This is a genomic window from Bacillus sp. FJAT-27001 (assembly GCF_019039175.1).
In the GTDB taxonomy this organism is placed as follows: domain Bacteria; phylum Bacillota; class Bacilli; order Bacillales; family Bacillaceae; genus Bacillus; species Bacillus velezensis.
In genome coordinates, this window is record NZ_JAHOAA010000012.1 from 17277 (window position 1) to 42318 (window position 25042).

The 25042-nt window shown below is 47.3% G+C and carries 27 protein-coding genes and 1 tRNA gene; 4 read left to right on the forward strand and 24 right to left on the reverse strand.

Annotated features, from left to right (window positions below; all coding sequences use genetic code 11):
* The 14 genes from BGM27_RS19540 to queG all read right to left on the reverse strand — a co-directional run bounded on the left by BGM27_RS19540 (position 1) and on the right by queG (position 13304).
* A complete protein-coding gene (locus BGM27_RS19540; protein WP_007408435.1) occupies positions 1 to 768 on the reverse strand; it encodes a hypothetical protein in 768 nt (255 codons plus the stop codon).
* A 119-nt stretch (positions 769 to 887) separates the two neighbouring features.
* Positions 888 to 1259 carry a hypothetical protein gene (locus tag BGM27_RS19545; protein WP_003155385.1) on the reverse strand — a complete coding sequence of 124 codons (372 nt, stop codon included), beginning with the start codon at positions 1257 to 1259 and terminating at the stop codon, positions 888 to 890.
* A gap of 12 nt (positions 1260 to 1271) precedes the next feature.
* The gene (locus BGM27_RS19550) at positions 1272 to 1805 is read right to left on the reverse strand and encodes an NAD(P)H-dependent oxidoreductase (RefSeq protein WP_003155386.1); all 534 of its coding nucleotides are present in this window, start codon (positions 1803 to 1805) and stop codon (positions 1272 to 1274) included.
* Between the two features lie 24 nt (positions 1806 to 1829).
* Positions 1830 to 3425 carry an MFS transporter gene (locus BGM27_RS19555; protein WP_003155387.1) on the reverse strand — a complete coding sequence of 532 codons (1596 nt, stop codon included), beginning with the start codon at positions 3423 to 3425 and terminating at the stop codon, positions 1830 to 1832.
* A 40-nt stretch (positions 3426 to 3465) separates the two neighbouring features.
* Entirely contained in the window at positions 3466 to 4131 is a 666-nt protein-coding gene (locus BGM27_RS19560; protein WP_124693397.1) for an HlyD family secretion protein, read from the reverse strand.
* A gap of 36 nt (positions 4132 to 4167) precedes the next feature.
* Positions 4168 to 4632, reverse strand: a complete 465-nt coding sequence (locus BGM27_RS19565) for a MarR family transcriptional regulator (RefSeq protein ID WP_003155389.1) — start codon at positions 4630 to 4632, stop codon at positions 4168 to 4170.
* Between the two features lie 180 nt (positions 4633 to 4812).
* Positions 4813 to 5997: a sporulation protein YhbH gene (gene yhbH / locus BGM27_RS19570; RefSeq protein ID WP_007408433.1), complete on the reverse strand. Its 1185-nt coding sequence runs from the start codon at positions 5995 to 5997 to the stop codon at positions 4813 to 4815.
* A 190-nt stretch (positions 5998 to 6187) separates the two neighbouring features.
* The gene (prkA, locus tag BGM27_RS19575) at positions 6188 to 8083 is read right to left on the reverse strand and encodes a serine/threonine protein kinase PrkA (RefSeq protein ID WP_007408432.1); all 1896 of its coding nucleotides are present in this window, start codon (positions 8081 to 8083) and stop codon (positions 6188 to 6190) included.
* A 358-nt stretch (positions 8084 to 8441) separates the two neighbouring features.
* On the reverse strand, positions 8442 to 9152 hold the full coding sequence (locus BGM27_RS19580; RefSeq protein ID WP_020953952.1) for a hypothetical protein: 711 nt from the start codon (positions 9150 to 9152) through the stop codon (positions 8442 to 8444).
* Between the two features lie 11 nt (positions 9153 to 9163).
* Positions 9164 to 9877: a polymer-forming cytoskeletal protein gene (locus BGM27_RS19585; protein WP_007408429.1), complete on the reverse strand. Its 714-nt coding sequence runs from the start codon at positions 9875 to 9877 to the stop codon at positions 9164 to 9166.
* On the reverse strand, positions 9868 to 10500 hold the full coding sequence (locus BGM27_RS19590) for a YhbD family protein (protein ID WP_020953951.1): 633 nt from the start codon (positions 10498 to 10500) through the stop codon (positions 9868 to 9870). The genes BGM27_RS19585 and BGM27_RS19590 overlap by 10 nt, the downstream gene beginning before the upstream one ends.
* 136 nt (positions 10501 to 10636) lie before the next feature.
* A complete protein-coding gene (trmL, locus tag BGM27_RS19595) occupies positions 10637 to 11119 on the reverse strand; it encodes a tRNA (uridine(34)/cytosine(34)/5-carboxymethylaminomethyluridine(34)-2'-O)-methyltransferase TrmL (RefSeq protein ID WP_007610253.1) in 483 nt (160 codons plus the stop codon).
* 36 nt (positions 11120 to 11155) lie between these two features.
* The gene (locus BGM27_RS19600; RefSeq protein ID WP_007408427.1) at positions 11156 to 12067 is read right to left on the reverse strand and encodes an amidase domain-containing protein; all 912 of its coding nucleotides are present in this window, start codon (positions 12065 to 12067) and stop codon (positions 11156 to 11158) included.
* Positions 12068 to 12143: 76 nt separating this feature from the next.
* Positions 12144 to 13304 (reverse strand): tRNA epoxyqueuosine(34) reductase QueG, encoded by a 1161-nt coding sequence (gene queG, locus BGM27_RS19605; protein ID WP_020953950.1) that lies wholly within the window; start codon positions 13302 to 13304, stop codon positions 12144 to 12146.
* A gap of 84 nt (positions 13305 to 13388) precedes the next feature.
* On the opposite strand from queG, the gene BGM27_RS19610 reads away from it, so the two are divergent.
* Positions 13389 to 14012, forward strand: a complete 624-nt coding sequence (locus BGM27_RS19610) for a hypothetical protein (protein WP_007408424.1) — start codon at positions 13389 to 13391, stop codon at positions 14010 to 14012.
* A gap of 89 nt (positions 14013 to 14101) precedes the next feature.
* Here BGM27_RS19610 and BGM27_RS19615 read toward each other — a convergent pair.
* Positions 14102 to 14175 (reverse strand) — tRNA-Gly (locus BGM27_RS19615).
* 189 nt (positions 14176 to 14364) lie between these two features.
* Here BGM27_RS19615 and BGM27_RS19620 point away from each other — a divergent pair.
* Positions 14365 to 14568, forward strand: coding sequence for a helix-turn-helix transcriptional regulator (locus BGM27_RS19620; protein WP_003155407.1), 204 nt, complete (start codon positions 14365 to 14367; stop codon positions 14566 to 14568).
* Entirely contained in the window at positions 14565 to 15032 is a 468-nt protein-coding gene (locus BGM27_RS19625; protein WP_007408423.1) for a hypothetical protein, read from the forward strand. Before BGM27_RS19620 ends, BGM27_RS19625 begins: the two co-directional genes overlap by 4 nt.
* A 20-nt stretch (positions 15033 to 15052) precedes the next feature.
* On the opposite strand, the gene rpsN is transcribed toward BGM27_RS19625, so the two are convergent.
* The 6 genes from rpsN to BGM27_RS19655 form a co-directional block, all read right to left on the reverse strand.
* Positions 15053 to 15322: a 30S ribosomal protein S14 gene (gene rpsN, locus BGM27_RS19630; RefSeq protein ID WP_007408422.1), complete on the reverse strand. Its 270-nt coding sequence runs from the start codon at positions 15320 to 15322 to the stop codon at positions 15053 to 15055.
* Between the two features lie 174 nt (positions 15323 to 15496).
* Positions 15497 to 16633 carry an FMNH2-dependent alkanesulfonate monooxygenase gene (gene ssuD / locus BGM27_RS19635; RefSeq protein WP_007408420.1) on the reverse strand — a complete coding sequence of 379 codons (1137 nt, stop codon included), beginning with the start codon at positions 16631 to 16633 and terminating at the stop codon, positions 15497 to 15499.
* 24 nt (positions 16634 to 16657) lie between these two features.
* On the reverse strand, positions 16658 to 17491 hold the full coding sequence (locus BGM27_RS19640) for an ABC transporter permease (protein WP_007408419.1): 834 nt from the start codon (positions 17489 to 17491) through the stop codon (positions 16658 to 16660).
* Entirely contained in the window at positions 17491 to 18480 is a 990-nt protein-coding gene (locus tag BGM27_RS19645; RefSeq protein WP_007408418.1) for an aliphatic sulfonate ABC transporter substrate-binding protein, read from the reverse strand. The genes BGM27_RS19640 and BGM27_RS19645 overlap by 1 nt, the downstream gene beginning before the upstream one ends.
* Positions 18481 to 18495: 15 nt before the next feature.
* Positions 18496 to 19263, reverse strand: a complete 768-nt coding sequence (locus tag BGM27_RS19650) for an ABC transporter ATP-binding protein (protein WP_007408417.1) — start codon at positions 19261 to 19263, stop codon at positions 18496 to 18498.
* 223 nt (positions 19264 to 19486) lie between these two features.
* Positions 19487 to 20389: an amidohydrolase family protein gene (locus tag BGM27_RS19655; protein WP_238535231.1), complete on the reverse strand. Its 903-nt coding sequence runs from the start codon at positions 20387 to 20389 to the stop codon at positions 19487 to 19489.
* Positions 20390 to 20678: 289 nt separating this feature from the next.
* Between BGM27_RS19655 and katA the strand changes: the two genes are divergently transcribed.
* A complete protein-coding gene (katA, locus tag BGM27_RS19660) occupies positions 20679 to 22124 on the forward strand; it encodes a catalase KatA (RefSeq protein WP_003155420.1) in 1446 nt (481 codons plus the stop codon).
* Between the two features lie 71 nt (positions 22125 to 22195).
* Here katA and BGM27_RS19665 read toward each other — a convergent pair whose 3' ends face one another.
* The 3 genes from BGM27_RS19665 to opp4C are packed head-to-tail and all read right to left on the reverse strand — an operon-like array spanning position 22196 to position 25042.
* The gene (locus BGM27_RS19665) at positions 22196 to 23161 is read right to left on the reverse strand and encodes an ABC transporter ATP-binding protein (protein ID WP_007408415.1); all 966 of its coding nucleotides are present in this window, start codon (positions 23159 to 23161) and stop codon (positions 22196 to 22198) included.
* Positions 23154 to 24140 (reverse strand): ABC transporter ATP-binding protein, encoded by a 987-nt coding sequence (locus BGM27_RS19670; protein WP_020953949.1) that lies wholly within the window; start codon positions 24138 to 24140, stop codon positions 23154 to 23156. The genes BGM27_RS19665 and BGM27_RS19670 overlap by 8 nt, the downstream gene beginning before the upstream one ends.
* Complete coding sequence (gene opp4C / locus BGM27_RS19675; protein WP_033574444.1) at positions 24137 to 25042, reverse strand: oligopeptide ABC transporter permease; 906 nt, start codon at positions 25040 to 25042, stop codon at positions 24137 to 24139. Before opp4C ends, BGM27_RS19670 begins: the two co-directional genes overlap by 4 nt.

A 25042-nucleotide genomic window follows, 5' to 3' on the forward strand; every position in this document is an offset into this window, starting at 1 on the left:
TCACACCTCAACCTTTCGATTCAGCAGCATAGAGGCCAGCGCGAGACAGAGCGCCGCAAGCACGATCACTGCCAGGAAGCTGAAAAGCGAGATGTGGACGGCCTTCAGCTCCACCGTCCAGCCGGTCAATTTTGTATAATGAAAATCAAAATCCGCATACACTTTTACCGGCCATAAATCATGTTGAGATGAAGTGAATGGCGTAATGATTTTATCGTCAATATAGGTCCAGACAAACGCAAGCACGATGCAGATCACCCACCGGAGGACGGGAACATGTTTTAATGAGTGAAAAACAGTCCAAAAGACGGACACGATCACAGATAAATACGCTGAACTGATCAGCAGGTAAGCATTCAGTCCGGTTAATGTGCCGGCCAGGGGAATGGTGTGTTCCAGCGCTCCTTTTGCAGAAAGCATCCGGTACATCCAAATGCCGTAACCGGTCAGCGCCAGCTGCCCGATCAACTGATACAGCAGTGAGGCCGTCAGCTTGGAAGCCAGCAGATAAAATCCTCCATTCGGATTGTAAAGCCACAGCTGATTTTTTCCTTCTTTATGAAGGTGATAGTACATAAAAAGCGGCGCTACAAGAAATTGAAAAAACCCCATTGCCGTAAAAAAGCCGAAAATGACGAGCGGTTCTTTCTGACGGGCAGCGATGACGTGGGCTGCAAACGCCCAGCAAATCATGCCGCAAAGCCACACCGCAAGCCAAATCCATGAAACTTTCGCATCTTTTTTCAGCAAACCTAAAAACGATGTCATTCTTTCTCTCTCCATTCGGATCAAGTGTATGAGTAACATAGTACACTAGATCATCATGTATTACAATATCTTCAATAAAAAAAAGACAAATCCGCTCTTACGCAGATTTGCCTTTTCAATTACTTCTTTTTGTTTTTTAAGGAGAGCAGCGCATCACGATAGCTGCTATCCTGCATTTTGCCGCCGCTATCAGGATCGTTTGGTTCCTGATCCGTCTCAGAAGTCTTAAACTTCTGAAGCGCCTGACGGTACACATCATCGCCCATTGTATTCTTTTTCTCACGGGGAGATTCAGATTTTACAACGACGGGAGCATGCTCGGCTGAGCGCTCCTCGGCCGGATCATGCTTTTCCGGCTGTTCGGCTGTAGTGCCGATCGCTTCTCTCTTTTCTTCTTTGACATCCTGTCCTGCAGAAGTGCTGCGGACATTGAATGTGATAAGAAGTGCAATCACAATGACAGCAGCAATAACCGCTATAATAATGGCCATATAACCCTCTCCTTACTGTCGTCCGGCAGTTAGATTACCTGTGACTTGGCTGACACGTCTGCCAAGCGCACGGCCTAATTGAAGGCCTTCTTCCGTCATCAGCACATCGCTGTCAACCGGGCATGTGACGCCCGCACCGTAGTAAGAGCCGTACAGCGCGTTTTCAGGAACGTTGCCGGGAAGTCCGACAACAATCATGCCTTGGTGAAACATAGGAGTGATCAGATTGTGCATTGTCATTTCTAATCCGCCATGTGTTGTCGCCGTCGTACAGAATACGGCGCCGACTTTATCAATCAGCTCGCCTTCAGCCCACAGATAGCCGAGTCTGTCGATCCACGCTTTTAAGCCTGAACTGATGGTGCCAAAGTGTCCCGGGCATCCCCAGATAATGGCATCCATGTCTTTCAGCTTGCGGATGTCTGCTTGATCGACATGATCGATCAGGACTTCAGCCTCAGCGTTTTCTCGTGCTCCTTCGGCAATGGCTTCAGCAAGGTGTTTTGTATGTTCGCCTTCACTATCGTACACTACGTAAATTTTCATTCAGGAAACCTCCCATTCAGATGATTAAGATTCCTTCACTTCTTTAGGGGCCGGAAGCAATGACAGCTCCTCTTTTTTCTTCGCCCGCTGTTTGTCTTTCCGTACGTCACGCAAGAACAGGCTCAGGACTACGCCGATAACCGCAAAGATCGTCGCCCACATAAACGCGTCATTAATCCCCATAACGTTGGAATTAAGTGAAGCTGTTTTGTAGAGATAAGAATAAACGGTTTGTTTCGCCGCATCAAGCGACATGTTCATGTTGACCATTAAATTCGAAACCGCGCTTTGGAACGACTGCATGAAGCTTGGATCAGCCGTGCTCGTTTTATCCGCAATCTGCGAATAGTGCATTGTCGTACGGTTCGTATAAATCGTTGTGATCAAACTTGTTCCGATTGAACCGCTGATCTGGCGGAGCGTGTTGCTCATCGCCGTGCCGTGGCTGTTCAACCGTGCCGGAAGCTGGTTCATTCCGGCTGTCATAACAGGCATCATTAACAGTGACATACCGAATGCGCGGATGGCATAGACAAGCATAATGTGCGTGTAAGGTGTGTCAATTGTCAATTTTGTGTACTGGAATGTCGTTGCGACCGTGATGACCAGCCCGATAATCGCAAGCGGTCTCGGACCGATTTTGTCAAACAGAATACCGGAAATCGGCGACATGATCAGCATGACAATCGCGCCCGGCAATAGCAAGAGGCCCGATTGCAGCGCCGTAAAGCCGACTAAGTTCTGCAGGTAAATCGGAAGCAGGAACATTCCTGTGTAAAGCGCAACGGTAATAATGATGTTAATCACACTGGAGAGTGAGAAAATATCATATTTAAATACCCGGAAGTCGAGCATCGGTTTTTCAGAGCGCAATTGCTGAATGACAAACGCGGCAATCGCGATGACACCGACAATGACGGTAGACAGCACGATCGGATCTCCCCAGCCGTCGCTGCCCGCTTCACTGACTCCGTAAAGCAATGAGGCAAATCCGACAATGGATAGAATCGCACCCAAGCTGTCGAGTTTGATTTTTTGCGGTTCCACCAAGTTCTTAAAGAGGAAGAACGCTATGATAATAACGATTGCCCCGATCGGAACAAGGCCGTAGAACATAATGCGCCATGTGTAATGCTCGATGATCCAGCCGGAAAGAGTCGGTCCGACCGCCGGAGCAAACATCATCGCAAGACCGAAAATCCCCATTCCTTTCCCCCTGCTTTCAGGCGGGAAGATAAGCAGAATGGTTGTCATGACCAGCGGCTGCAGGATACCGCCGCCGACCGCCTGAATTAACCGGCCGATCAGCATGGTTGAGAAGTTAGGCGCGATTCCGCAGACTAACGTTCCCGCTGTAAAACAGAACATGGCTACGAGAAAGAGGCTTCTCTGTCCGAACCGGGTAATTAAGAACGCAGATAACGGAATCAAAACACCGTTGACCAGCATGTATCCGGTCGTAAGCCACTGAATCGTCGTCGCACTCACACCGAACTCGGTCATTAAGTGCGGCATCGCCACGTTAAGAAGCGTTTGGTTCAAGATCGCCAGGAATAACCCGGCCATAAGCACAATAAGCAATGTTTTAGGACTTTTTACTTGATTATCTGATTTAGCCACCTAAGACAACCTCCCTTCATGGTTTGATGACTGATCTGTATTAGTCAGAGATTTTTACAGATGCGTTCATACCAGGAAGCACCTTGTCAGATGGGTTGCTGAGTGAAATTTTAACAGGAACTTTTTGCGTTACTTTTGTGTAGTTGCCGCTTGAGTTTGAAGAAGGCAGCATATCAAATGTTGAATTTGTCGCATAACCGATTTCTTCTACTGTTCCGTCAAATGTTGTATTAGGGTCGCCGTCAACAATTACGTCTACTTTGTTTCCTACTTCAATGTCTCTAATGTCTGTTTCTTTAATGTTCGCAGTGATGTAAAGGTGTTTCATGTCAATTTCCTGGGCAATTGTCGTACCGGCTTGCACCATTTGGCCGTTTTTCACTTCGTTTTTCACGATTGTTCCATCCATGATGGCTTTTACGTCAGCATTTTGCTGTCCTTTGATTTTTGCAACAACGTCGTTTTTGCTTACTTCTTTCCCCTCATCAAGGTTCCAGTCAGTTACTTTACCCGCAGCAGGAGCTGTGATAGCAGCCATGTCGCCGGCAACTTTTGCTTCATCGGTTTTTACATAGTGTGTGCTTTGATAATAGTAGTAAGCACCTCCGCCTATAATTGCAAGAACAACAATCAAACCGATAATGTTGGTCAGAATTAAACGTCCTCTGTTCATTTTGTTTTCTCCTTTCGTTTCTTCCTCTATCATTTTGTGGAATGATGATAAAAATATGTGGGGATTTTTTTATTTTCCGTTTTTCACTGCACAGCCGTTTGCAAGCTTCGTTAAACTTTCCGCAAGCTTGCGCAGGTACTGCAGTTCAGCGGTATTGAGCTGCCGGTATAAGACCGCCGCTTTTTCGGCATATTGAACAGCAGCTTTCTTTAGAAGTTCTTCCCCCTCTTCGGTTAACTGAATCATAACAACACGCCGGTCGTCGTGATAGTCGCTCCGAACCATTAGGCGGCGCTTATACAGAATATCGGTCATTCTCGTGACAGACGCCGGTTTCAGATCAAGCGACAAAGCCAGCCTTGAAAGCTGCGTGCTTTTGCTCTTATGTATTTTGAACATCAGCAGATACTGCAGCACTGTAATATCAAAAGGTTCAAGAACTGTCTCCAGAATCATTTTCTGCTTTTTGTAAATCGATCTGGAAGTATCAAACAGTTGTTCAAAACTGAGCAAAGCGAGCTCTGATTCAATCACCGTATTTTCACCTCATTCCCTTAATAATAGTTCACAAGATAAAATATTAATAAATGAAAGAAGGTTTGTAAAGAGAAAAGTTTCATTTTTTAAGGATTTTTTTTATGCCGTTTTTTCTCTTTATTTTTAATTTAAAAAAGCCGGGTGAAGAACCGCGGCCGCACGATTCTTCACTCGGCTTTATATTTCATACGATGCTTTGCTTACACCGGCTTCCTCATTTTTAAAAAAGCTTTTCAGCGCTTGAAATACGTCTGATTTCTGTTTCAGGATGTAGTATTTAAATTTATCATCTTTGACATTTTTATAGGCGGACATGAGGGTGGAATGCCTGTTATATTGATTGACCTCACCGTAACAGAACAGATTCGATTTTTTCATGATGTCATTGACGAGCTTTACGCACCGGGCGTTATCCGAAGTCAGGTTATCTCCGTCTGAAAAATGAAAGGGATAGATATTGTAGCGGGCGGGGTCATATTTTTCATCAATTAATTCAAGAGACTTCCGGTAAACGGAGGAACAGATGGTGCCCCCGCTCTCCCCTTTCGAGAAAAAATCTTCTTCCGACACGACCTTCGCTTCCGTATGGTGGGCGATAAATTCGATATCAACCGTTTCATACTTTGTCCGTAAAAATCGTGTCATCCAAAAAAAGAAGCTCCTCGCCATATACTTTTCCCATACGCCCATCGAACCGCTTGTATCCATCATCGCTAAAACGACAGCTTTCGATTCCGGCTTCGTCACATCATTCCATGTTTTGTATTTCAGATCTTCCGGATAAATAGGGTAAAACGACGGCTTGCCTGTCATGGCGTTTCGTTTATAGGCCGACAGCATCGTCCTTTTCTTATCGATATTCCCTGTCAGCCCGGTTTTCCGGATATCATTGAACTCGATATCGGTATGGACGATATTGTCCCTTTCCTTTTGCTGCAGATTCGGCAGTTCTAATTCCTGAAACAGCGCTTCTTCCAGATCCATCAATGAAACTTCCGCTTCATAATAATCCTCGCCTGCCTGATCGCCTGCTCCCTGGCCTTTTCCAGCACCCTGCTTTTTATCTGCGCCGTCTCTTGCGACGACATCGCCGACTTCGCTGTCGCCGTCGCCTTGACCGACATGTTTATTTTTATCATAGTTATAACGGATTTTATATTCATCAAGCGAACGAATCGGGATTTTCACGACATCTTTTCCGTTGGACATAATAATGCTTTCCTCAGTGACAAGATCCGGAAGGTTGTTTTTTATCGCTTCCTGTACTTTCTTTTGGTGGCGCTGCTGGTCGTCAAAGCCTTTGCGATGGAGGGACCAGTCTTCCTCTGAAATCAAAAAATTTCCGCTGTCATTACGGGACATGAATTCCCCTCCTTAACCGTTATGGTCGTTTTACATGTGTATTCCGGCTTGGTCCTGTTTATGAAACAAGTCCGGCGAAAAGATTTATTTTTATCTTATGCCGGCCGGACTCTCCAATTGACAAACAATTGCGAAAAACAGACAAAAGAACCCGTCCTTTTACAGACGGGCCTCTCAATGAAATCAAACATCAGCGGTTTAACAAGCTTCCGACATACTTCAGCAGTTCATTAGCGCTAGTCGAATTATAGCCGTGTTCATCTATTAACCTTGCCACTACCTCATTGACCTTTTTAAGCTGCTGCTCATCCGGTGTTTTGGTTGAGGTCGTAATTTTCACCACATCTTTTAAGTCTGCGAACAGCTTTTTCTGAATCGCTTCGCGGAGTCTTTCGTGCGAATTATAGTCAAAGCGTTTTCCTTTTCTTGCATAGGCGGATATGCGGATTAAGATTTCTTCGCGGAACGCTTTTTTCGCGTTTTCTGAAATGCCGATCTGCTCTTCAATGGATCTCATCAGTTTTTCGTCAGGATTCATTTCTTCACCCGTCAGCGGATCGCGGAGCTTATTTTTATTGCAGTACGCTTCCACATTATCTAAATAATTGTCCATGAGAGTTTTCGCGGATTCTTCATATGAATAGACGAATGCCTTCTGCACTTCTTTTTTAGCGATGTCATCGTACTCTTTCCTGGCGGCGGAAATAAAATTCATATACCGCTCTTTGTCCTCGGCGGAGATGGACGGATGCTGGTCAAGTCCTTCTTTTAAGGAACGCAGCACGTCAAGCGAATTGATCGATTCCATATTTTTTCTGATAATTGTTGAGGAAATGCGGTTGATGACATAGCGCGGGTCAATTCCGCTCATTCCTTCATCATGGAATTCCTTCTTCATATCCTCAAGATCAACGGAATTGTAACCTTCAACGCTTTCTCCGTCATAGAGCCTCATTTTTTTGACGAGGTCAATATCAGAGCGGTTCGGTTCCTTCAGCCGGGTCAAAATAGAAAACATCGCGGCCACTTTTAATGTATGGGGGGCGATGTGTACGTCAGAAACATCACTTTCAGAAATCATTTTTTCATAAATCCGTTCTTCCTCTGACACCTTTAAATTATAAGGAACAGGCATCACGATGATCCTGGAGTGAAGGGCTTCATTTTTCTTATTGGCAATAAACGAGCGGTACTCCGTTTCGTTCGTATGCGCAACAACCAATTCGTCGGCAGAGATGAGCGCAAACCGTCCGGCTTTGAAATTGCCTTCCTGCGTGAGTGACAGAAGGTGCCACAGAAATTTTTCATCGCATTTCAGCATTTCCTGAAACTCCATCATTCCGCGGTTCGCTTTATTTAATTCACCGTCAAACCGATAAGCGCGCGGATCTGATTCTGAGCCGTATTCGGCAATCGTTGAAAAATCAATACTCCCCGTCAAGTCGGCGATATCCTGTGATTTCGGGTCAGACGGGCTGAAGGTTCCGATTCCGGTACGTTTATCCTCCGAGAAGAATACACGTTCAACCTTTACATCCTCAATTCTGCCGCCGTATTCTTCTTCAAGCCGCATGACATTAAGCGGAGAAAGGCTGCCCTCAATTCTGATGCCGTATTCTCTGTAGAAGTCGTCGCGCAGATGATGGGGAATGAGATGGAGAGGATCTTCATGCATCGGGCAGCCTTTAATGGCGTAAACAGCGCCGTTGTCTGTCAATGAGTAGGCTTCAAGCCCTTTTTTCAGCATGGTGACAAGAGTTGACTTTCCGCCGCTGACGGGTCCCATCAATAGTAAAATCCGTTTTCTTACATCGAGCCGCTTGGCAGCCGGGTGAAAGTATTCCTCCACGAGCCGTTCCAGAGATTCCTCAAGGCCGAACAGCTCCCGCGAGAAAAAGCTGTATGTCTTTTTACCGTCATCCTCCTCGATTCCGCTGTCTTTTATCATATTAAAAACGCGAGAATGAGCAGACTGCGCGACCAATGGATTTTCTTTTATGATCTCCAAATAATCAGCGAACGTCCCTTCCCATTTGAGACGCTGCTCTTCCTCTCTGTACTTTTCAATTTTCTTTAATATATCCATAAGAACCTCCTCTATCATGGTTAATGCACTAGAAATAAGGTACTTTGTTACAATCTATGCGGTGACGTGATAATACATGCTTTTCGTTTCTTAAAAATAAAGACGTTATAAGGCCGTCATTGACAAGGGTCCGGTGCACCGTTCATAATGAAAGAAATACAGTTTCATCCAGACTCGGACATCAAATGGAAAAGCAAAGAGGAGGAGAAATGATGAAAACGATCATTTTACTTGGGGTCATTCTCACTTTTTTAGTATCCATTTTTACGGCGGGTTACGACAGCAAACCTGAAAACAAATAACGGCAAAAGGGTGCTCTTTATGAAGAGCACCCTTTCCTGTACAACATAACAATGTTTCATATTTGGATATGTTCTTGGACAGTTGATTTTTCATGAGATTTGCAGCTTGTTTGATACTCGATTTTTTCGATTTTGCAGCCCGGGCCGATTTCCACATGTTTCCCTCTGACGATGTCCGCTTCCGTGTATTCGAGGTAAATTGCGTCTCCTTCGATCAATTCAGCAGAAAGCGTGCCGGCTTTCCGTTTAAGAAAACCGGGTTTCCGTCTGACGGTGATCGATGTGCCGCCGATTTCTTTCACGCGGCTTCGGTCATAACGCAAATGGATGTTTACGTCCCCCGCGTTTAACAATCCCGCCACATTGATACATCCTGTTACATGAAGCAGCTCCGTCTCGCAATCGCCGCCGACGGTGAGACTGCCTTTTATATGACACTGCTCTCCCGCGGCCCCGCCGCCAATTTCAGCAAGTCCTTTCAGCCTCATCGTGGCGAAACGCACGGAGCCGCCGACTTTCAATGTGCCGATCACATTTGCTGAACGTGCTGATAAATCTCCTGCAACTTCATGCTCTCCGAAAATTTTCAGCCTGTTGATCTCGGCATCTCCGAGAAAAAGTCCCGTACCGAATATCCGGCAGCGTTCGCTTTGAAGTCCTTCGCCGACAGTTCCTTCCCCTTTAATGCTTACATTTTGGTAGGAACCGCCGGAGGCGTGTCCGGCTCCGTACATTTTTAAATGACTCAATTTTTTTGTCGTTTCCATCGCAGCTCCTCCTATCGTTTCACGACTTTGTTAACCAAAGCGGAAGGATCACATGTAAAATCGCCGCTGTATTCCACAGTCCCAATGGTGCAGCCTGCGCCGATCTGTACATGATTTCCGCGGACTGTCTTCGCGTTCGTGTCCGCCAATTCAATGATGTCACCTTCAATCAGCTCTGCTGTCAGCACCGGGGCCGGCATCAGCTTAAAACGCGTAAGCACGCTCTTTCTGCTCATCACTTTCAAATGGCGGCATCCAATTTCTTTCACTCGGCTCTCTCCCGCCGTCAGCTTAATACTGACTTCATCGGCATTCAGCAGGCCGCCGATCTTGCATTTGCCTTCCGAACGGAACGTCTCTGTCTCGCAATCGCCTTCAATCCCGGCTTTCCCGGATATGAAAATATCATCAGCTTTCACACCGCCGCCGAAAGATGAAAATCCCGCGACGTTCAGCCGCTCCGTTTTGACATCACCTTTAATGACACCCGTTCCGTTGATACGGATGGATTCAGCTTCGGCACTGCCGGAAATTTTCCCCGAACCGCTGATCGTCAGCGTTTGCGTCTTGACATGTCCGTCTGTTTTTCCGCTGCCGTTAAACAAAAAGCTCGCGCACTCCACATCACCTGACACCGTGCCGCTTCCGTTGATCTCTACTGTATGAAAACGGCCTCCTTTTGAACTTCCTGAACCGTTGATGATTAATTTATCTGTTACTTCCATTGATGGTCCTCCTGCATCCATTTCGTTTTTAATTCTTCCGATGCCGCAGCAAGCGCCACCCGTTCAACCACTTTGACAGTCGGTTCAAATAAAATATGTTCCGCGTCTGCGATGAAGCACGTCGTTACACCAAGCTTTCGGAGCATGACAAGCTCCGTATTTGCTTTCAGTTCGGAAGCCTCATACGTTTTCAGCACCCCTGCCGCCAATTTTCCTTCCTCAAGGCTGATATTGCCCGATCGCAAAAGTCCTTCAAGCACATATAAAGACAGCAGCGCGCGGGACGTGAATGTCACGCCGTCTTCGTCATAAACTTGCAGCGCGGCTTTTGAAATCAGTCCCTTTTGAAGCAGCTCCGCAGACGTTATATTGACATCAGTCATTTGCGGAGACAGCATTTCTCTCATTTCATCCAAAGACAGATTTTCTTTCATTTTCTGTATTTTTGAGATGCGTTTTAATATTTCCGCTCTCGGAAAAAATGTTTCCTGGCCTGTAAATGTTGATTTTCGGATAAACCATTCTTCAGGAATTAAATTTTTCCGTTTCCAGCGGTACAGCTGCCCGTATGAAATTGATGTTTCTTCCAGCAATTCTTTTTTAGAAATCAGTTGTTCCTCCATGAATCCAGCTCCTTCGATGAAAGTATTGTAACATAACACTGTTACGTTGTTAACCCCATAAATATAAAAACGCCGTGAACCGCTGCTGTCCGTCTTTTTTATTCAATAAAAAAACGCCCGGATGCGGGCGTTTTTTTCACGTCAAATCTCTGTAATTTTGCTGGCGCAGCGCTTCATATACAAGAATCGCGGCCGTGTTGGACAGGTTTAATGATCTCACATGCTCGGTCATCGGCAGACGCAGGCAGCGGTCCATATTGTTTTCGATCAATTCTTTCGGAAGTCCGCTCGTTTCTCTGCCGAATACGAAGAAAAAGTCTTCCTCCGTATTTGAGTAATCAAATGATGTGTGCGGCTTTTGGCCGAATTTTGTAATGAAGAAAAACTTTCCGTTCTCATATGCTTCAAATAACTCTTCCAATGAATCATGATATACGACGTTGACGAACTCCCAATAATCGAGTCCGGCGCGCTTCAGCATTTTATCATCGGTTGAGAATCCGAGCGGGCGGATCAAATGAAGCGTTGTGTCTGTTGCCGCACAAGTACGTGCGATATTTCCCGTATTGGCCGGGATTTCGGGTTGATATAAAACGACATGTAATGCCACGATGTTCACCTCTGTTTTTTATTCCGCCCACCATTATATCATTAATTACTCTTTTGTCGTATCATCCGTAATATGAAAAAACGCATATCTGATGGAAGGAGTATACGCCGTTGAATCCTCATATGACCAATATCTCATTCTGCTGTCATACGTTTGGGCATTGACAAGCGGCATATTGCTTTTATCTTTCGCGACCACGATCGCCGTATGATTAAAACGGCCGTCCCCTTCAAAATCATAGCAAATGATATCTCCGGGCATCAGTTCGTCAGCTCTTGATACTTGCACCGCGCGAAGCCCTGCCTTGGATTGGGCCAGATACATCTTCATCGAATGCGCGACCGTCCAGCTGTAGCTCCACGAGCTTGCCTTCATCCACCAGCCTGAGCCTCTGTTCGGATGCCCCCGCATCGGTGCTTTTCCGGCATGTAAACATTGGGAAATAAAATTGGTGCAGTTGTCGCTGAAATTTTTATAAGCGGGATTTCGTTTATTCCAAAACTTCTCCGCGTACTGCACGGCAGCCAGACGGTCGTATTGAAACGCCCGCCCGTAATCTTCCCGTTCACTCCGCTCATATTCAATTACGCTGTTTCCGTCAGAAAATCCCGCCGGTTTTTTCTTTACTTCCCGGTCTTTAATCAAAAGCTGATCATAGAGAAATGCAGTCCGTTCCTCAATCTGCTCTTCTAAGTAAAGGTGTCCGTCATGCTCCTTGCACAAATATTCGAAATGAATCGTGTACATGACGCATAACGTGCCGTCGTCCTCAAGGCTGCTTTTGACAATGACGGCTTTTGCCTTCGCTTTCACGATGTCAACTTTCCGTTTTTCAAACAGCTCTTTTTTTCTCGTCAGGACCTCAAGATCGCCGGGCTGCCCATTGTGCCTCATCTCGGTTCCGTTGATTAAATAATGAAGCCGGGCCTCCGCTAAATCTTCAATAATATGCTTCAAGCGCTCCACCCACCATACTGTTTTATAAAGAAAAAACACTTGAACTCACGCCAAGTGCTTTTTCTCTATACATATGTCAGGACCGGCCGGTTTTAGTCTTATCAGAAACCGATAACAGCTCCAGTCCCTTTTCAATTTCCCGTATAGCTTCCTCATCCTGCTCCTTTTGAAGCGCTTTTTCTAATTCCCCCGCATAATCAGGATCACCGATTTTCCCGATGGCCCAGGCGGCCGTCCCCCTGATAACGGGGCGCGGATCTTGGTGCATCAAGGCCGTTAATTCCGGAAGAGACGAGGCATCTTTAAAATGAGCCAAAGCTAAAATCGCATTCCGCTGTATCGGCTTCTTGCCGCGCCATGATCCCGATACATGTCCGAATTTTTCTTTGAATTCGCGGTTGCTTATGGTCAAAAGCGGCTTTAACAGCGGCTTTGCGATTTCCGGATCAGGCTCCATCTGCGGATGAAGGTGAAAATCTTTCCCCTTATTAATCGGACAGACCGTCTGGCACGTGTCACAGCCATACAGACGGTTTCCGATTTTCGTGCGGAACTCATCCGGCAAAAATCCCTTTGTCTGGGTCAGGAACGAAATACAGCGCTGGGCGTTAAGCTGTCCGGGATTGACGAGCGCGCCGGTCGGACACGCGTCTAAACATTTTGTGCACGTACCGCACATATCTTCAATCGGCACATCCGGTTCAAAGGGCAGATTGGTGATCATTTCAGCCAGATAGACGTAAGAGCCGTATTCAGGCGTGGTGATCATGCAGTTTTTGGCGCTGAAGCCGATTCCCGCCCGTTCAGCCACGGCCCTGTCGGACAATTCTCCCGTATCCACCATTGACTTCGTGCGGATATCCTCATGTTTGCATTGGAGAAAATTCTCCAGCAGATCAAGCTTTTCCCTCAGCACGTCATGATAATCCTTCCCCCAGGAAGCTCTGCAAAAAATGCCGCGCCGCCCGTCCCTCGTGCTCCTCGGCGCATCTTTCATTTTGGAAGGATAAGCAAGGGCGATGGCGACGATTGATTTGGCTTTCGGGAGAAGCAAAGACGGAGTAACCCGTTTTTCAATATCCGGCTCTTCAAACCCGGATAAATAGCCGAGTGATTCCTGAAGAATCAGCCGGTCCCGCAGACTGTCGAACGTATCAGCCGTCGTAAACCCGATTTTGTCGACTCCTATGCTTTTGGCGTATTCGATTAATTCCTCTTTCAGTTTATGAATATTCATTTTTTGCACAGCCTCCTTTCTTTGTGATCAGGCTCCCGCACAGGTATAATAGAGTTTTATCATCCCGAAATGGAGTGAACACACTTGAACATCAGTTTAGATCCACTTATTGCTGAACGGGTGCCGGGGATCAAAGCGGCAGCCGTCTTATATGAACAGATCGAAGTCGGGCCTGCTCCGCAAATGCTGAAAGGCCGCCTCCGTTTATTTCAAGAATCTCTTTACTTTGATTATGCTGACGGGGGTATAGATGAGCAGCCTTTTGTAAAAGAGTGGGCGCGTATAATGGAACAGCTCAGTCCCACCTTTTCAGGACAAAAAACGCCGATGGAGCCTATGCTCGGCGATATTTCCCGGGAACGATTCATTGAAAGTGTGAATTCAGCCCATGATACCATACTTTTTTTCTCCTTGAAATATTCATTGCCTATCATGGCGTATGACGCCGCAAAAATAGATGAACCAATTTCAATTACGATCGGAGAAAAAGAAAGCGTACTGTCCTTCTCCGGCCCGGACGGCGTTTTCGGCGACTTCACCGGACATATCAATATACGCCCTGTCACGCCCGGCACAAAGAAAATGCTGCAGCTGATCTTTTTCCCGCCTTCATTTCATGCCGACGCGGCGGATGAGCTGCTATCATCCTTAACAAAAATGTTTGAACAAATTCACGGAGGCACGCATACCGTCTCTTGGCTTTCATAAAAAGACACGCCTTCGTGTCTTTTTTCACATAAAAAAACGCAATACTTCGTTTATCAGAGAAACGAAACACTGCGTTAATAACGTATGTATGGAGCGGGTGATGAGAATCGAACTCACGACATCAGCTTGGAAGGCTGAGGTTTTACCACTAAACTACACCCGCATCAAAATTATTTTTTGTCAGTACCGATTTGATGTTTCTAATATTACATGTTTATTTTTTTTTCGTCAAGGGAATGTTAAAAAATTTGTCGAAAAAAATTCTTTTTTTGTCCACATGTTAAGTTGAGTTTACATTTTGTTAAGAGTCTCATACAATATAAAAAAGAAAAAACTTGAGGTACGCCTGATGATGAAAAATAAAGTAAAAGAGCTGAGAGCCAGATTCGGCTATTCTCAGGAAACGCTCGGAAAAGAAGCCGGAGCCACCAGACAGACGATTGCAGCGATTGAAAAAGGAGATTATGTGCCTTCACTTTTATTGGCGCTTAACATCTGCCGGGCTTTCTCCCTGCCGATGGAGGAAGTGTTCTGGCTGGAGGAGGAGAAAAAATGAGTTTGAAAAGAAAAGCGTGTTTTCACCTTGCACTCTACGGATTGGCCTGCTGGACGCTTATTTCCTTTATGGAAGCGGCGCCGCGGATCGCTCAGTTTTTCCAAACGGAGGGGAGCGGTTCATTTGAGCTGAATATCACTCCGTTTCTGCTGTTTACCGTTTGTGCCGCATTGTATATCTATGCCGAAAAGAAAAAACGAAACGGCAAAAAGCACAGGCTTGTACCCGATGAATTTGAGGAACAGGATGAAAGAGAACGAATGATGACGGCTAAAGCTTGCCGTTCCTCGTATATCGCCGTTTACTTCTCATTGCCGGCCGCAGCCGTTCTGCTTTTGTTTTATCCGCTGATTCAGCCGCATCTTCCCTTTTTTCCGATTCTTTTGATTTTCATTCTGATGATGATTCAGCATTTGGCTTATGCTTTCACTTTTCATAAGCACGGCAAAAACTCCGGTTCATGACAGATCCGGAGTTTTTTACATTACCAGCTCGCTTTTTTCACCCCGGGAATCCGGCCTTTATGGGCCAGCTCCCTGAATGCGATTCTGGACAGTTTAAATTTTCTCATATATCCGCGGGGCCGCCCCGTCACCGTACAGCGGTTATGAAGCCTGCCCGGAGCAGAATCACGCGGCAGTTTGCTCAGCGTTTCCCAGTCTCCTTTTGCCTTTAATTCTCTTCGGATGTCCGCATATTGTTCAACAAGCTTCTGCCGCTTGAGCTCTTTGATCACTTTTGATTTTTTTGCCATTTCAGCACTCCTAACAAATCGTAATAATTACGTTTTGTATCATATCATCCATATGAGCATCGTGCAAGCTAAGCGCTTAAAAAGGCGGGTGAATACCCGCCTTCACTGCCGGCATTTCCCCGGAAATGAATCCGCAGAAAGCGCCCGCCGTCAATTATCCGCCTTGCGACGTCATCAGACTTTCGCTTTATTTCCTCTTGCAAAATGGTCGTTGCCCATTGCTTCACCCAGTCTGCGCTCAAGCTTTTTAGTCCGTTCATTCTGAAACGGCAGAAGCGGAAACACGAGTTCAGACAGATAATAAGCTTCTTCCAGATGCGGGTAGCCTGAAAAGATAAACGACTCAATGCCGAGTGCCTGATACTCTAAAATTCGAGCAGCGACAGTCTGCGGATCACCGACAAGTGCCGTGCCCGCTCCGCCTCTGACCAGTCCGATGCCGGCCCAGAGATTCGGGCTGATCTCAAGCTTCGAGCGGTCACCGTTATGGAGATCGGCCATCCGTTTTTGTCCCGATGAATCAGCGCGCCGAAGCGCAGCCTGCGCTTTCGCAATCGTCTCTTCGTCTAAATGGCTGATTAATCGTTCAGCCGCTTCCCATGCCTCTTCCTCAGTCTCCCGGACAATCACGTGAAGTCTGATGCCAAAACGCATCGTCCTTCCTTCCTTGGCAGCCTGTTTTTTAACGGTTTCAATCTTTTCTTTTACCTGCTCCGGCGGCTCTCCCCATGTTAAATAGACATCTGTATGTTTCGCCGCAGCCTCAATTCCCGCCTGTGATGAACCGCCGAAATATAATGGCGGATGCGGAGACTGCTTTGGCGGAAACAGCAGATTGCTGTTTTCCACTTTGATATGGTCCCCTTCATATGTCACCGTTTCGCCCCGCATGAGTCCGCGCCAGACGGTTAAAAATTCTTCAGTCGCCTTATAACGTTCATCGTGGCTGATAAACATGCCGTCTCCCGCCAGTTCATAAGGATCTCCGCCCGCTACGACATTTACGAGCAAACGGCCGTCTGACAGCCGATCCATTGTCGACGCCATTCTCGCGGCGACAGACGGCTGCATCAGTCCCGGACGGACCGCCACTAAAAATTTCAAGTCGCTCGTTTCCCCCGCTAAAGCGGCAGCCGTCAGCCACGGGTCTTCACATGATCTCCCCGTCGGCAGCAGAACCCCCGTATACCCGAGTCTGTCCGCCGCCTGTGCCACTTGCGTAAAATAAAGATGATCCGCCGTTCTCCCTCCCGTTTGCGTCCCTAAATACCGGCCGTCACCATGCGTCGGAATAAACCAAAGAATCTCCATATGAATCTCTCCTTTTTTAATAGGTTACCCTTCATAACTGTTCCGCCATTTTAATAGTTTCCGTTCGAGCATTCTGACCAATGCATCTGTCAGCTTGCCGACAGCCGCAAAAATGATAATGCCGACAAACACCTTATTTGTCTGTGAAAATTGTCTGGCATCCATAATCATATAACCGACGCCCTCGCTCGATCCCATCAGTTCCGCCACCACGAGACCGAGCCACGCAATGCCGAGAGAGAGCCTGATGCCGAGCAGGATATTCGGCAGAGATGCCGGAAGAATTAATTTCGTCATCTGCTGATACCAGTTAAATTCCAGCACCCGCGCGACGTCAAACAGCTTCGCGTCCACACTGCGGATTCCGAGAAACGTATTAATGTACACGGGGAAAAATGCCCCTAATGCGATCAGCAGAATTTTTGATGTCTCATCAAACCCGAACCACAAAATAAACAGAGGAGTCACGGCCAAGTGCGGAACCGTTCTGAGCATTTGCAGAGACGGATCTAGATATGCTTCCGTCCGCTTTGAGAAACCGACCAGCAGCCCGAAAACAAGTCCGAGGCCCGCGCCAAGCAGAAATCCGGCAGCCGCCCGGTATAAACTGATCTCTAAATGACCCCAAAGCTCACCTGAAAGAAGAAGTTCCTGAAACGTCTGCAAGATGACGACAGGCGACGGGAGCACCGTGGCCGAGACGATGCCCAGACTTGCGATAAACTGCCATACTGCGATGACCGCAGCCGGGAGTACAATCCCTTTCATCCATTGGTATGAATACTTCCGGGATCTTGCCAGAGCTTTCTTTTCTGATTGGCTTATTGCGCCGGCAGCCGTTGATGCTTCTGCTTTCATTACTTGCCATCCCCCGTTTCAAGCGCTTTTTTAATAAATGAATTGTCGACAACGTCTTTTACATGAATTTTCTTATGAATCGCTTTTGTTTGATATTGAAAATCAGCGGTTTCCTGCTGGGCTTTGACAATATCATCATTGATCGGTTCATTGAGAGGCTCAGTATTGTTAAGCACGTTTCTGACGACTTTCGGATCAAGATGTTTGATTTTCGCATATAAGGAGACAGCTTCATCTTTGTGTTCCTTTTGCCATGCAACTGCTTTATTGAACACTTTCAGAAAACGGACCACCTCATCCGGGTGTTCTTTGGAAAATCCCGTTCTGACTAACGTGAAACCGGGAGAATATAAATCTGTGCTTTCTCCGTTCGCCAATATTTCCGCCCCGTGCTGCAGCGTTTCAATCGACAAATACGGCTCCCAAATGGACCATGCGTCAACTGATTTGTTTTCAAAAGCGGAAACCGCCTCATCAGGCTGAAGCTGGATGATGGTGACGTCATCGGCGGAAAGCCCCGCTTTATCTAAAGCTTTATAGAGAAAATCAAAGCCGCTGCTGCCTTTGGCTACAGCGATTTTTTTACCTTTCAATTCTTTCAGGCTCTGAATCCCGCTGCCCTTGTTTACGAGAATGCCGTTTGCCTTTAACCCGTCCTGAGACAGCCCGATCTCTTTAAAATCAATCCCTGCCGCCTGACCGGAAATGACCGGTGAATTGCCGACCTGGGAAAAATCAAGCTTATCGGCGGCAAGACCTTCAAACTGCGGAGGACCGCTTTGGAATTCGACCCATTTTACTTTTATTCCGTCTTTTTTGAAGGCCTCTTCAAACCAGCCTTTTTCCTTGGCAATGAGAAGCGGGCTTAAACTCTGCTGGATGCCGATCCGGATTTCTTTCACCGTTTTCCCGCTCCCTCCTGTCCCGTCTGCACTGCATCCGGCTGACACCATGACTGCTGCGGCTAAAAGAATGATGATTTTTTTCACTTCACTTCGTCCCTTCTATATCCCGGACCCATCCGCAAACCGGAGGTCTTCCGTTTTCTCAAACTCAGAAAGCACCTTCTGCCGGACGGCCTGAAAATCCGCAGACGTCCGATTGCGCGGATGCGGAAGCTGAATCGGCATCAGGCTGTGCAGCCGGCCGGGCTTTGCCCTGAGGATCGCCAGCTTTTCGCCTAAATAGACGGATTCATCAATATCATGCGTGACCAGAATCATCGTCGTTTTTTTCTCGCGCCATATATCAAGCAGCACATCCTGCAAATGTTTTCTCGTAAAAGCGTCAAGCGCCCCGAACGGTTCATCTAAAAGCAGCACCTCCGGCTCGCGCAAAAGGGCTCTGGCGATGGCAACCCGCTGCGACATGCCGCCGGATAATTCGCGCGGATAAGCGTTCTCCGCTCCCTGCAGCCTGACAACCTCAATCAGTTCATCCACTTTTTTCCGAACGGCCGGGTCGTTCATATTGAGATCGGCAGCGATGTTTTGTTTTACCGTCAGCCAGGGAAACAGCCGGTGCTCCTGAAAGATAAATCCCTGCCGGATGCCCGGTCCCGATACATTGCGGCCGTTTATTGTGACAGAGCCTTTATAATCGGTATCAAGACCGGCAATCAATTTTAAAAGCGTGCTTTTGCCGCATCCGCTCGGCCCGATGACAGTCAAAAATTCTCCCGATGCAATTGACAGCTCAATATCATTCAGCACCGGCGTTTTCCGGCCTTCATGCTCAAAAGCTTTTTCTTGTATGCTGATGGTTACAGCCATCTGTCTTCCCCTCTCTTTCTGCCGCGTGCGATCGAAAAACAAAAAGGCCCCCATCTCCGATTGCTTGCAGAGATGGGAGCCTTCGGCGGTCCGATCGGCAACCCGTTTGTTTTTAAATTTGAATATCATGTTAATTCAAATTATTCCGACTTGTCAACTGTTTTTTGTATGAATTAAAAATGCGCCTTCCGGCATAACCCTGCCAAAGAGCGCATCGGCTGTATCACGTATTTACTTCCTTTTCTTGCCGGGCGATTTTCAATAATGTCCGCGCGTTGTTGCCGAAAATGTTTTCTATATCTTCTTCCCGCATATTGATTTCCCGGCAGGTCCTCACCTGCTCCTGAAGATATCTGTATACATATCCTCTCGGAAATCCGTTCGAATCCGTCCCGAAGATGATCCGTTCAGCACCGATTAATTCAGATGTCTTCCGAAACAGAATTTCCAAATCAAGCGGGTACGGCATCCACCTCATCCACTGATTTGAGCCGGACGTGTCAATATACACATTCGGACAGCTCCAGCACAGCTGCAGCAGTTCCTGATAATATCCGGCGCCGAAATGCGGAATGATGAACGGGATATCAGCATACTCTCTCGCGACGCGATAGATGGAGAGCGGGTTGATGTTGCGATGGCTGACAATGCCCCCCGCTCTTCCTAAAAGCCCGAAGTGAATTAATACAGGCAGCCTTTTGTCAGCCAGATACGTCCACAGCTTTTTCAGCGACGGATCATGAAAATCGATGTCTGTCAGCGGCCCGAACAGTTTATATCCTTTCAGACCGAGCTCTTCTACCGCTCTTTTCAGCTCTTCATACGCATCCTCCCGCTCCAAAGGATGATATGCAAATCCGGTAAATCTCGCGGGATTGGCTTGAATAAACGCCGCCATCCGGTCATTGCTCTCTGCTGTTAAAAAATTCAGCACGTCAATGCCGTACTTATCTAATTCATTCTCCCATCTTGTCATCAAAGCGATTTCGCCGTCATCGCCCTCAACATCATGCGGATCAGGAAAATCCCAAGTCAGATTCATTCTATCTGACCGCTCCCGGTTATAATCGGAAAATGTCTTATCGTTTTTGCCGAAATAAAGGCTGTACGGCAGATGACCGTGAATATCGACAGGTTTAAAATGCTACCGGAAAAGCATACAATCGCCGCCTCCCTTACCGCCTGACAATAAAAAAAGGCCCTTATCCAGTGAAGAATAAGAGCCTCTTGTGTCCAAGTCAGCGGTTTCTATTTTTTCTCATCTTAAACCCATTATTCACGTCAGTCAAGTAGGCTTTCAAATCCAAACCCTTTCTTCGATAATAAAAATAATTATTTTATAATCATTATAAAATAATATTGACTTTTTACTGATAGGTGATATTATGTTTTTATAAATCTAAAGAGGTGATCACATGAGTTCAAATAAATTGACAACCAGCTGGGGCGCTCCTGTCGGAGATAACCAAAACTCAATGACGGCCGGCGATCGCGGTCCTGCTTTAATACAAGACGTCCATCTGCTTGAGAAATTGGCGCACTTTAACAGAGAACGCGTTCCCGAGCGTGTCGTTCACGCAAAAGGCGCGGGCGCACACGGTTATTTTGAAGTCACAAATGACGTTACAAAATATACGAAAGCCGCATTTCTGTCAGAAGTCGGTAAACGCACGCCGCTCTTCATCCGTTTCTCAACCGTTGCGGGCGAACTGGGCTCTAGTGACACAGTGCGCGACCCGCGCGGATTTGCCGTTAAGTTTTATACAGAAGAAGGAAACTACGACATCGTCGGAAACAATACACCCGTGTTCTTCATCCGCGATGCCATCAAGTTCCCTGACTTTATCCATACACAAAAAAGAGATCCGAGAACACATCTGAAAAACCCGACGGCCGTTTGGGATTTCTGGTCTCTGTCACCGGAATCCCTGCACCAGGTAACCATTCTGATGTCAGACCGGGGCATTCCGGCGACTCTTCGCCATATGCACGGATTCGGAAGCCATACATTTAAATGGACAAATGATAAAGGCGAAGGCGTCTGGATCAAATATCACTTTAAAACAGAGCAAGGCGTGAAAAACCTTGATGTTAATACAGCCGCAAAAATCGCGGGCGAAAATCCCGATTACCATACGGAAGATTTGTTCAATGCGATTGAAAACGGCGATTTCCCCGCATGGAAATTATATGTTCAAATCATGCCGTTAGAAGACGCAAACACATATCGCTTTGATCCGTTTGACGTCACAAAAGTATGGTCTCAAAAAGACTATCCGCTCATTGAAGTCGGCCGCATGGTTCTGAACCGCAATCCGGAAAATTACTTTGCGGAAGTAGAACAGGCGACGTTCTCTCCCGGCACATTAGTCCCCGGCGTCGACGTCTCACCTGACAAAATGCTTCAAGGCCGGTTGTTCGCATACCATGACGCGCATCGCTACCGTGTCGGCGCGAACCATCAGGCGCTGCCGATCAACCGTTCCCGCAATGAAGTGAAAAACTATCAGCGTGACGGACAAATGCGTTTTGATGATAACGGCGGCCGCTCCGTCTATTACGAGCCTAACAGCTTCGGCGGCCCGAAAGAGTCACCTGAAGATAAACAGGCGGCATATCCTGTATCAGGTTTCGCAGACAGTGTAAGCTATAATCATCATGATCATTACACACAAGCCGGCGACCTGTACCGCCTGATGAGCGAAGAAGAGCGCGCGCGCCTTGTCGCCAATATCGTCAGTGCGATGAAACCTGTGGAAAAAGAAGAAATTAAGCTGCGCCAGATCGGCCACTTCTACAAAGCTGATCCTGAATACGGCAGACGCGTTGCCGAAGGACTCGGACTGCCATCACCAAAATAACATCAAAAAACCTGCCGGTCTGCCCGGCAGGTTTTTCCTGTTTATTATCAATAAAACCGTTTTTTTCTCAATTATACGAAGTGGCATGCCGCAAAATGATGAAGCCCTTTTTCTGACAGCGCCGGACTTTTCTCAGCACATATCTTCTTGGCTGCCGGGCATCTCGTTCGGAATTTACAGCCTGAAGGCGGATCAGAGGGGCTCGGTATATCACCCTTTAAAATTATCCGCTCCCTTTTCACTCCGGGATCAGGAACAGGCACGGCTGATAACAGCGCTTTCGTATAAGGATGAAGCGGCCGTGAAAAGAGCTCCTCCTTTGACGCGTATTCCACAATCGTCCCTAAATACATAATGGCGACCTTCGTACATAAGTGCTCCACCACGCTTAAATCATGAGAAATGAACAAATATGACAGCCCGTGCTGTTTTTGAAGGCTGCTGAACAAATTGATCATCTGCGCCTGGATGGAGACATCTAACGCCGCCACGGGTTCATCCATAATGATAAATTGCGGCTTGAGCGCCATTGCTCTTGCAATCACGATCCGCTGCCGCTGCCCTCCGGAAAATTCATGCGGATAACGGTCGATAAAGTTTGCGGAAAGTCCGCAGGCTTCAAGAACTTCCGCCGCTTTATCACGCGCGTTCCGCTTCACCACCAATTGATGCTCGATCATCGCTTCACCGATGGCTTCTCCGATCCGGCGCCGGGGATTTAAAGAACTGAACGGATCTTGAAAGATGAGCTGCGCTTCTGATCTGAAAGTTTTGAGCTCGCGCCGGCTCATCCGAAACACATCACGCCCCTGAAAAAACACCTCTCCCGCTGTTTTTTCATGAAGCCTCAAAATGGTCTTGCCGATTGATGACTTTCCGCTGCCCGATTCTCCCGCTAAGCCGAACACTTCTCCCTTTTCTATCGTAAAACTGACACCGTCAACTGCTTTTACGGGATTTTTGCGGGTCTTTCTCATCCCCCCATGCTCCTCGTAATATTTTTTCAGCCCCCTGACCTCCAGCAATACATCACTCATCTGCTTTCTCCTCTCTGTAAAGCCAGCACGCCGCCTGATGCCCCTTCCCGAATTCAGTAAAATGCGGGCTCGATTTCCGGCATATTTCCATGCTGTGTTCACATCGCTCCGCAAAATAACAAGACGATCCCGACAGGTCCGCAAGCTCGGGGACCTGCCCCGGAATGGTGTACAGCGTCTCCCTTCTTTGACCGATAACCGGCTTGGCCGCGAGCAGCCCTTTCGTATACGGATGCTTCGGATCAGAAAACAGCTTTGCAACCGGTCCTTCCTCCACAATTTTTCCCGCATACATGACAATCACATAATCAGCCATTTCAGCAACCACGCCAAGGTCATGAGTAATGAATAAAATAGACATGCGAAATTGCTTTTTCATATCCCGCAATAAATCCAATATCTGCGCCTGAATGGTTACGTCAAGCGCTGTCGTCGGCTCGTCGGCAATGATCAGTTTCGGTTCGCAGCTTAGCGCGACAGCCGTCATGATGCGCTGCAGCATGCCGCCGCTCAGTTCATGAGGATATTGGTGCATAACCTTCTCGGCATGCGGGATCTCCACTAACGTGATCAGTTCAACGGCCCTCCGCCATGCTTCTTTCTTACTCAGCAATAAATGTTCGCGAATCGGTTCGGCCAGCTGCTCACCGATTGTAAACACCGGATTCAAAGATGTCATCGGTTCCTGAAATATCATCCCGATTTCGCTGCCGCGGATTTTCTGCATGTCTTTTGGTTTCAATTCCAACAGGTTCCGTCCGGAAAAATGCACCGCTCCCCGTTCGATTCTCCCCGTCTCGGGAATAAGCTGCATAATGGACAATGACGCCATGCTTTTCCCGCAGCCGGACTCCCCTACAATACAAACCGTTTCCTCCTCATGTATCGTAAAGCTGACATCGTCCACGGCCTTTACCGCCCCCTCCTCTGTATAAAAAGCCGTTTCCAAATGCCTCACTTCTAAAAGCGGTTTTTTCATTTCATTTTCACCTGCCGTTTTACCTTAGGATCAAAAGCGTCTCTTAAACCGTCTCCAAGCAGATGAATCGCCACAACGGTCAGAAAAATGGCCGTTCCCGGCGGAATCCACAGCCACGGACGGAGTGTAAAATCCATAAAATGATTCGCAGCTTCCATCATGTTTCCCCAAGAAGGTGTCGGCGGAGCAACGCCAAGCCCGAGAAAACTCAGCGCCGATTCACTCAGCATCGCTCCCGCCACATGCAAAGTCGCCGCTACCAGTAATAACGGCAATGTATTGGGAAGCAAATGATAGAGGATTTTCCGTTTATCACTAAGCCCCAAAACTTCCGCGGCCATCATAAACGGCTGCTCCTTCAGCGACAAAATCTGTCCGCGTACAAGCCGCGCCAGACCGGGCCATCCGATCAGGCTTAACATCATCATAATCAGGTACATTCTGTATTCAGAAGGCACTTTCCACTCCGACATCACCGCAGCCAAAATCAAAAGCAGCGGCAGTCCCGGGATGGACATGAGCATATCAGCAATGCGCATAATGATCATATCAGCGGCTCCCCGATAAAATCCGGCCGCAGCCCCGAGTAAAGAACCGATGACAAGCGACAGCACCATTGAAGCAAGCCCCACGGTCAGAGAAATCTGCCCCGCCAGCATCAGCCTCGTCAGCACATCTCTCCCGTACTGGTCAGTTCCCAGCCAATGATGGATTCCCGGCTGCTGATTGGCATTTGAAATATCCGTCCGATCTGTTATGTACGGAGAAAAAGACGGCCCGATAAAGCACAATAAAAACATAAAACATAAGAAAAGAAGACTGATGACCGTCAGCTTATGCTGCAGCAGGCGGCGGTACGTCTGCTTCCAAAGAGAAGGCGGCGCCCCTTTTTGTTTTTTCAT

Excerpts from the sequence above, each read along its gene's own strand:
- BGM27_RS19540 (WP_007408435.1), bottom strand. The coding sequence starts at position 768 with ATGACATCGTTTTTAGGTTTGCTGAAAAAAGATGCGAAAGTTTCATGG.
- BGM27_RS19545 (WP_003155385.1), bottom strand. The coding sequence starts at position 1,259 with ATGGCCATTATTATAGCGGTTATTGCTGCTGTCATTGTGATTGCACTT.
- BGM27_RS19550 (WP_003155386.1), bottom strand. The coding sequence starts at position 1,805 with ATGAAAATTTACGTAGTGTACGATAGTGAAGGCGAACATACAAAACAC.
- BGM27_RS19560 (WP_124693397.1), bottom strand. The coding sequence starts at position 4,131 with ATGATAGAGGAAGAAACGAAAGGAGAAAACAAAATGAACAGAGGACGT.
- yhbH (WP_007408433.1), bottom strand. The coding sequence starts at position 5,997 with ATGTCCCGTAATGACAGCGGAAATTTTTTGATTTCAGAGGAAGACTGG.
- prkA (WP_007408432.1), bottom strand. The coding sequence starts at position 8,083 with ATGGATATATTAAAGAAAATTGAAAAGTACAGAGAGGAAGAGCAGCGT.
- BGM27_RS19580 (WP_020953952.1), bottom strand. The coding sequence starts at position 9,152 with ATGGAAACGACAAAAAAATTGAGTCATTTAAAAATGTACGGAGCCGGA.
- BGM27_RS19585 (WP_007408429.1), bottom strand. The coding sequence starts at position 9,877 with ATGGAAGTAACAGATAAATTAATCATCAACGGTTCAGGAAGTTCAAAA.
- BGM27_RS19590 (WP_020953951.1), bottom strand. The coding sequence starts at position 10,500 with ATGGAGGAACAACTGATTTCTAAAAAAGAATTGCTGGAAGAAACATCA.
- queG (WP_020953950.1), bottom strand. The coding sequence starts at position 13,304 with ATGAATATTCATAAACTGAAAGAGGAATTAATCGAATACGCCAAAAGC.
- BGM27_RS19620 (WP_003155407.1), top strand. The coding sequence starts at position 14,365 with ATGAAAAATAAAGTAAAAGAGCTGAGAGCCAGATTCGGCTATTCTCAG.
- BGM27_RS19625 (WP_007408423.1), top strand. The coding sequence starts at position 14,565 with ATGAGTTTGAAAAGAAAAGCGTGTTTTCACCTTGCACTCTACGGATTG.
- rpsN (WP_007408422.1), bottom strand. The coding sequence starts at position 15,322 with ATGGCAAAAAAATCAAAAGTGATCAAAGAGCTCAAGCGGCAGAAGCTT.
- ssuD (WP_007408420.1), bottom strand. The coding sequence starts at position 16,633 with ATGGAGATTCTTTGGTTTATTCCGACGCATGGTGACGGCCGGTATTTA.
- BGM27_RS19640 (WP_007408419.1), bottom strand. The coding sequence starts at position 17,491 with ATGAAAGCAGAAGCATCAACGGCTGCCGGCGCAATAAGCCAATCAGAA.
- BGM27_RS19650 (WP_007408417.1), bottom strand. The coding sequence starts at position 19,263 with ATGGCTGTAACCATCAGCATACAAGAAAAAGCTTTTGAGCATGAAGGC.
- katA (WP_003155420.1), top strand. The coding sequence starts at position 20,679 with ATGAGTTCAAATAAATTGACAACCAGCTGGGGCGCTCCTGTCGGAGAT.
- BGM27_RS19665 (WP_007408415.1), bottom strand. The coding sequence starts at position 23,161 with ATGAGTGATGTATTGCTGGAGGTCAGGGGGCTGAAAAAATATTACGAG.
- BGM27_RS19670 (WP_020953949.1), bottom strand. The coding sequence starts at position 24,140 with ATGAAAAAACCGCTTTTAGAAGTGAGGCATTTGGAAACGGCTTTTTAT.
- opp4C (WP_033574444.1), bottom strand. The coding sequence starts at position 25,042 with ATGAAAAAACAAAAAGGGGCGCCGCCTTCTCTTTGGAAGCAGACGTAC.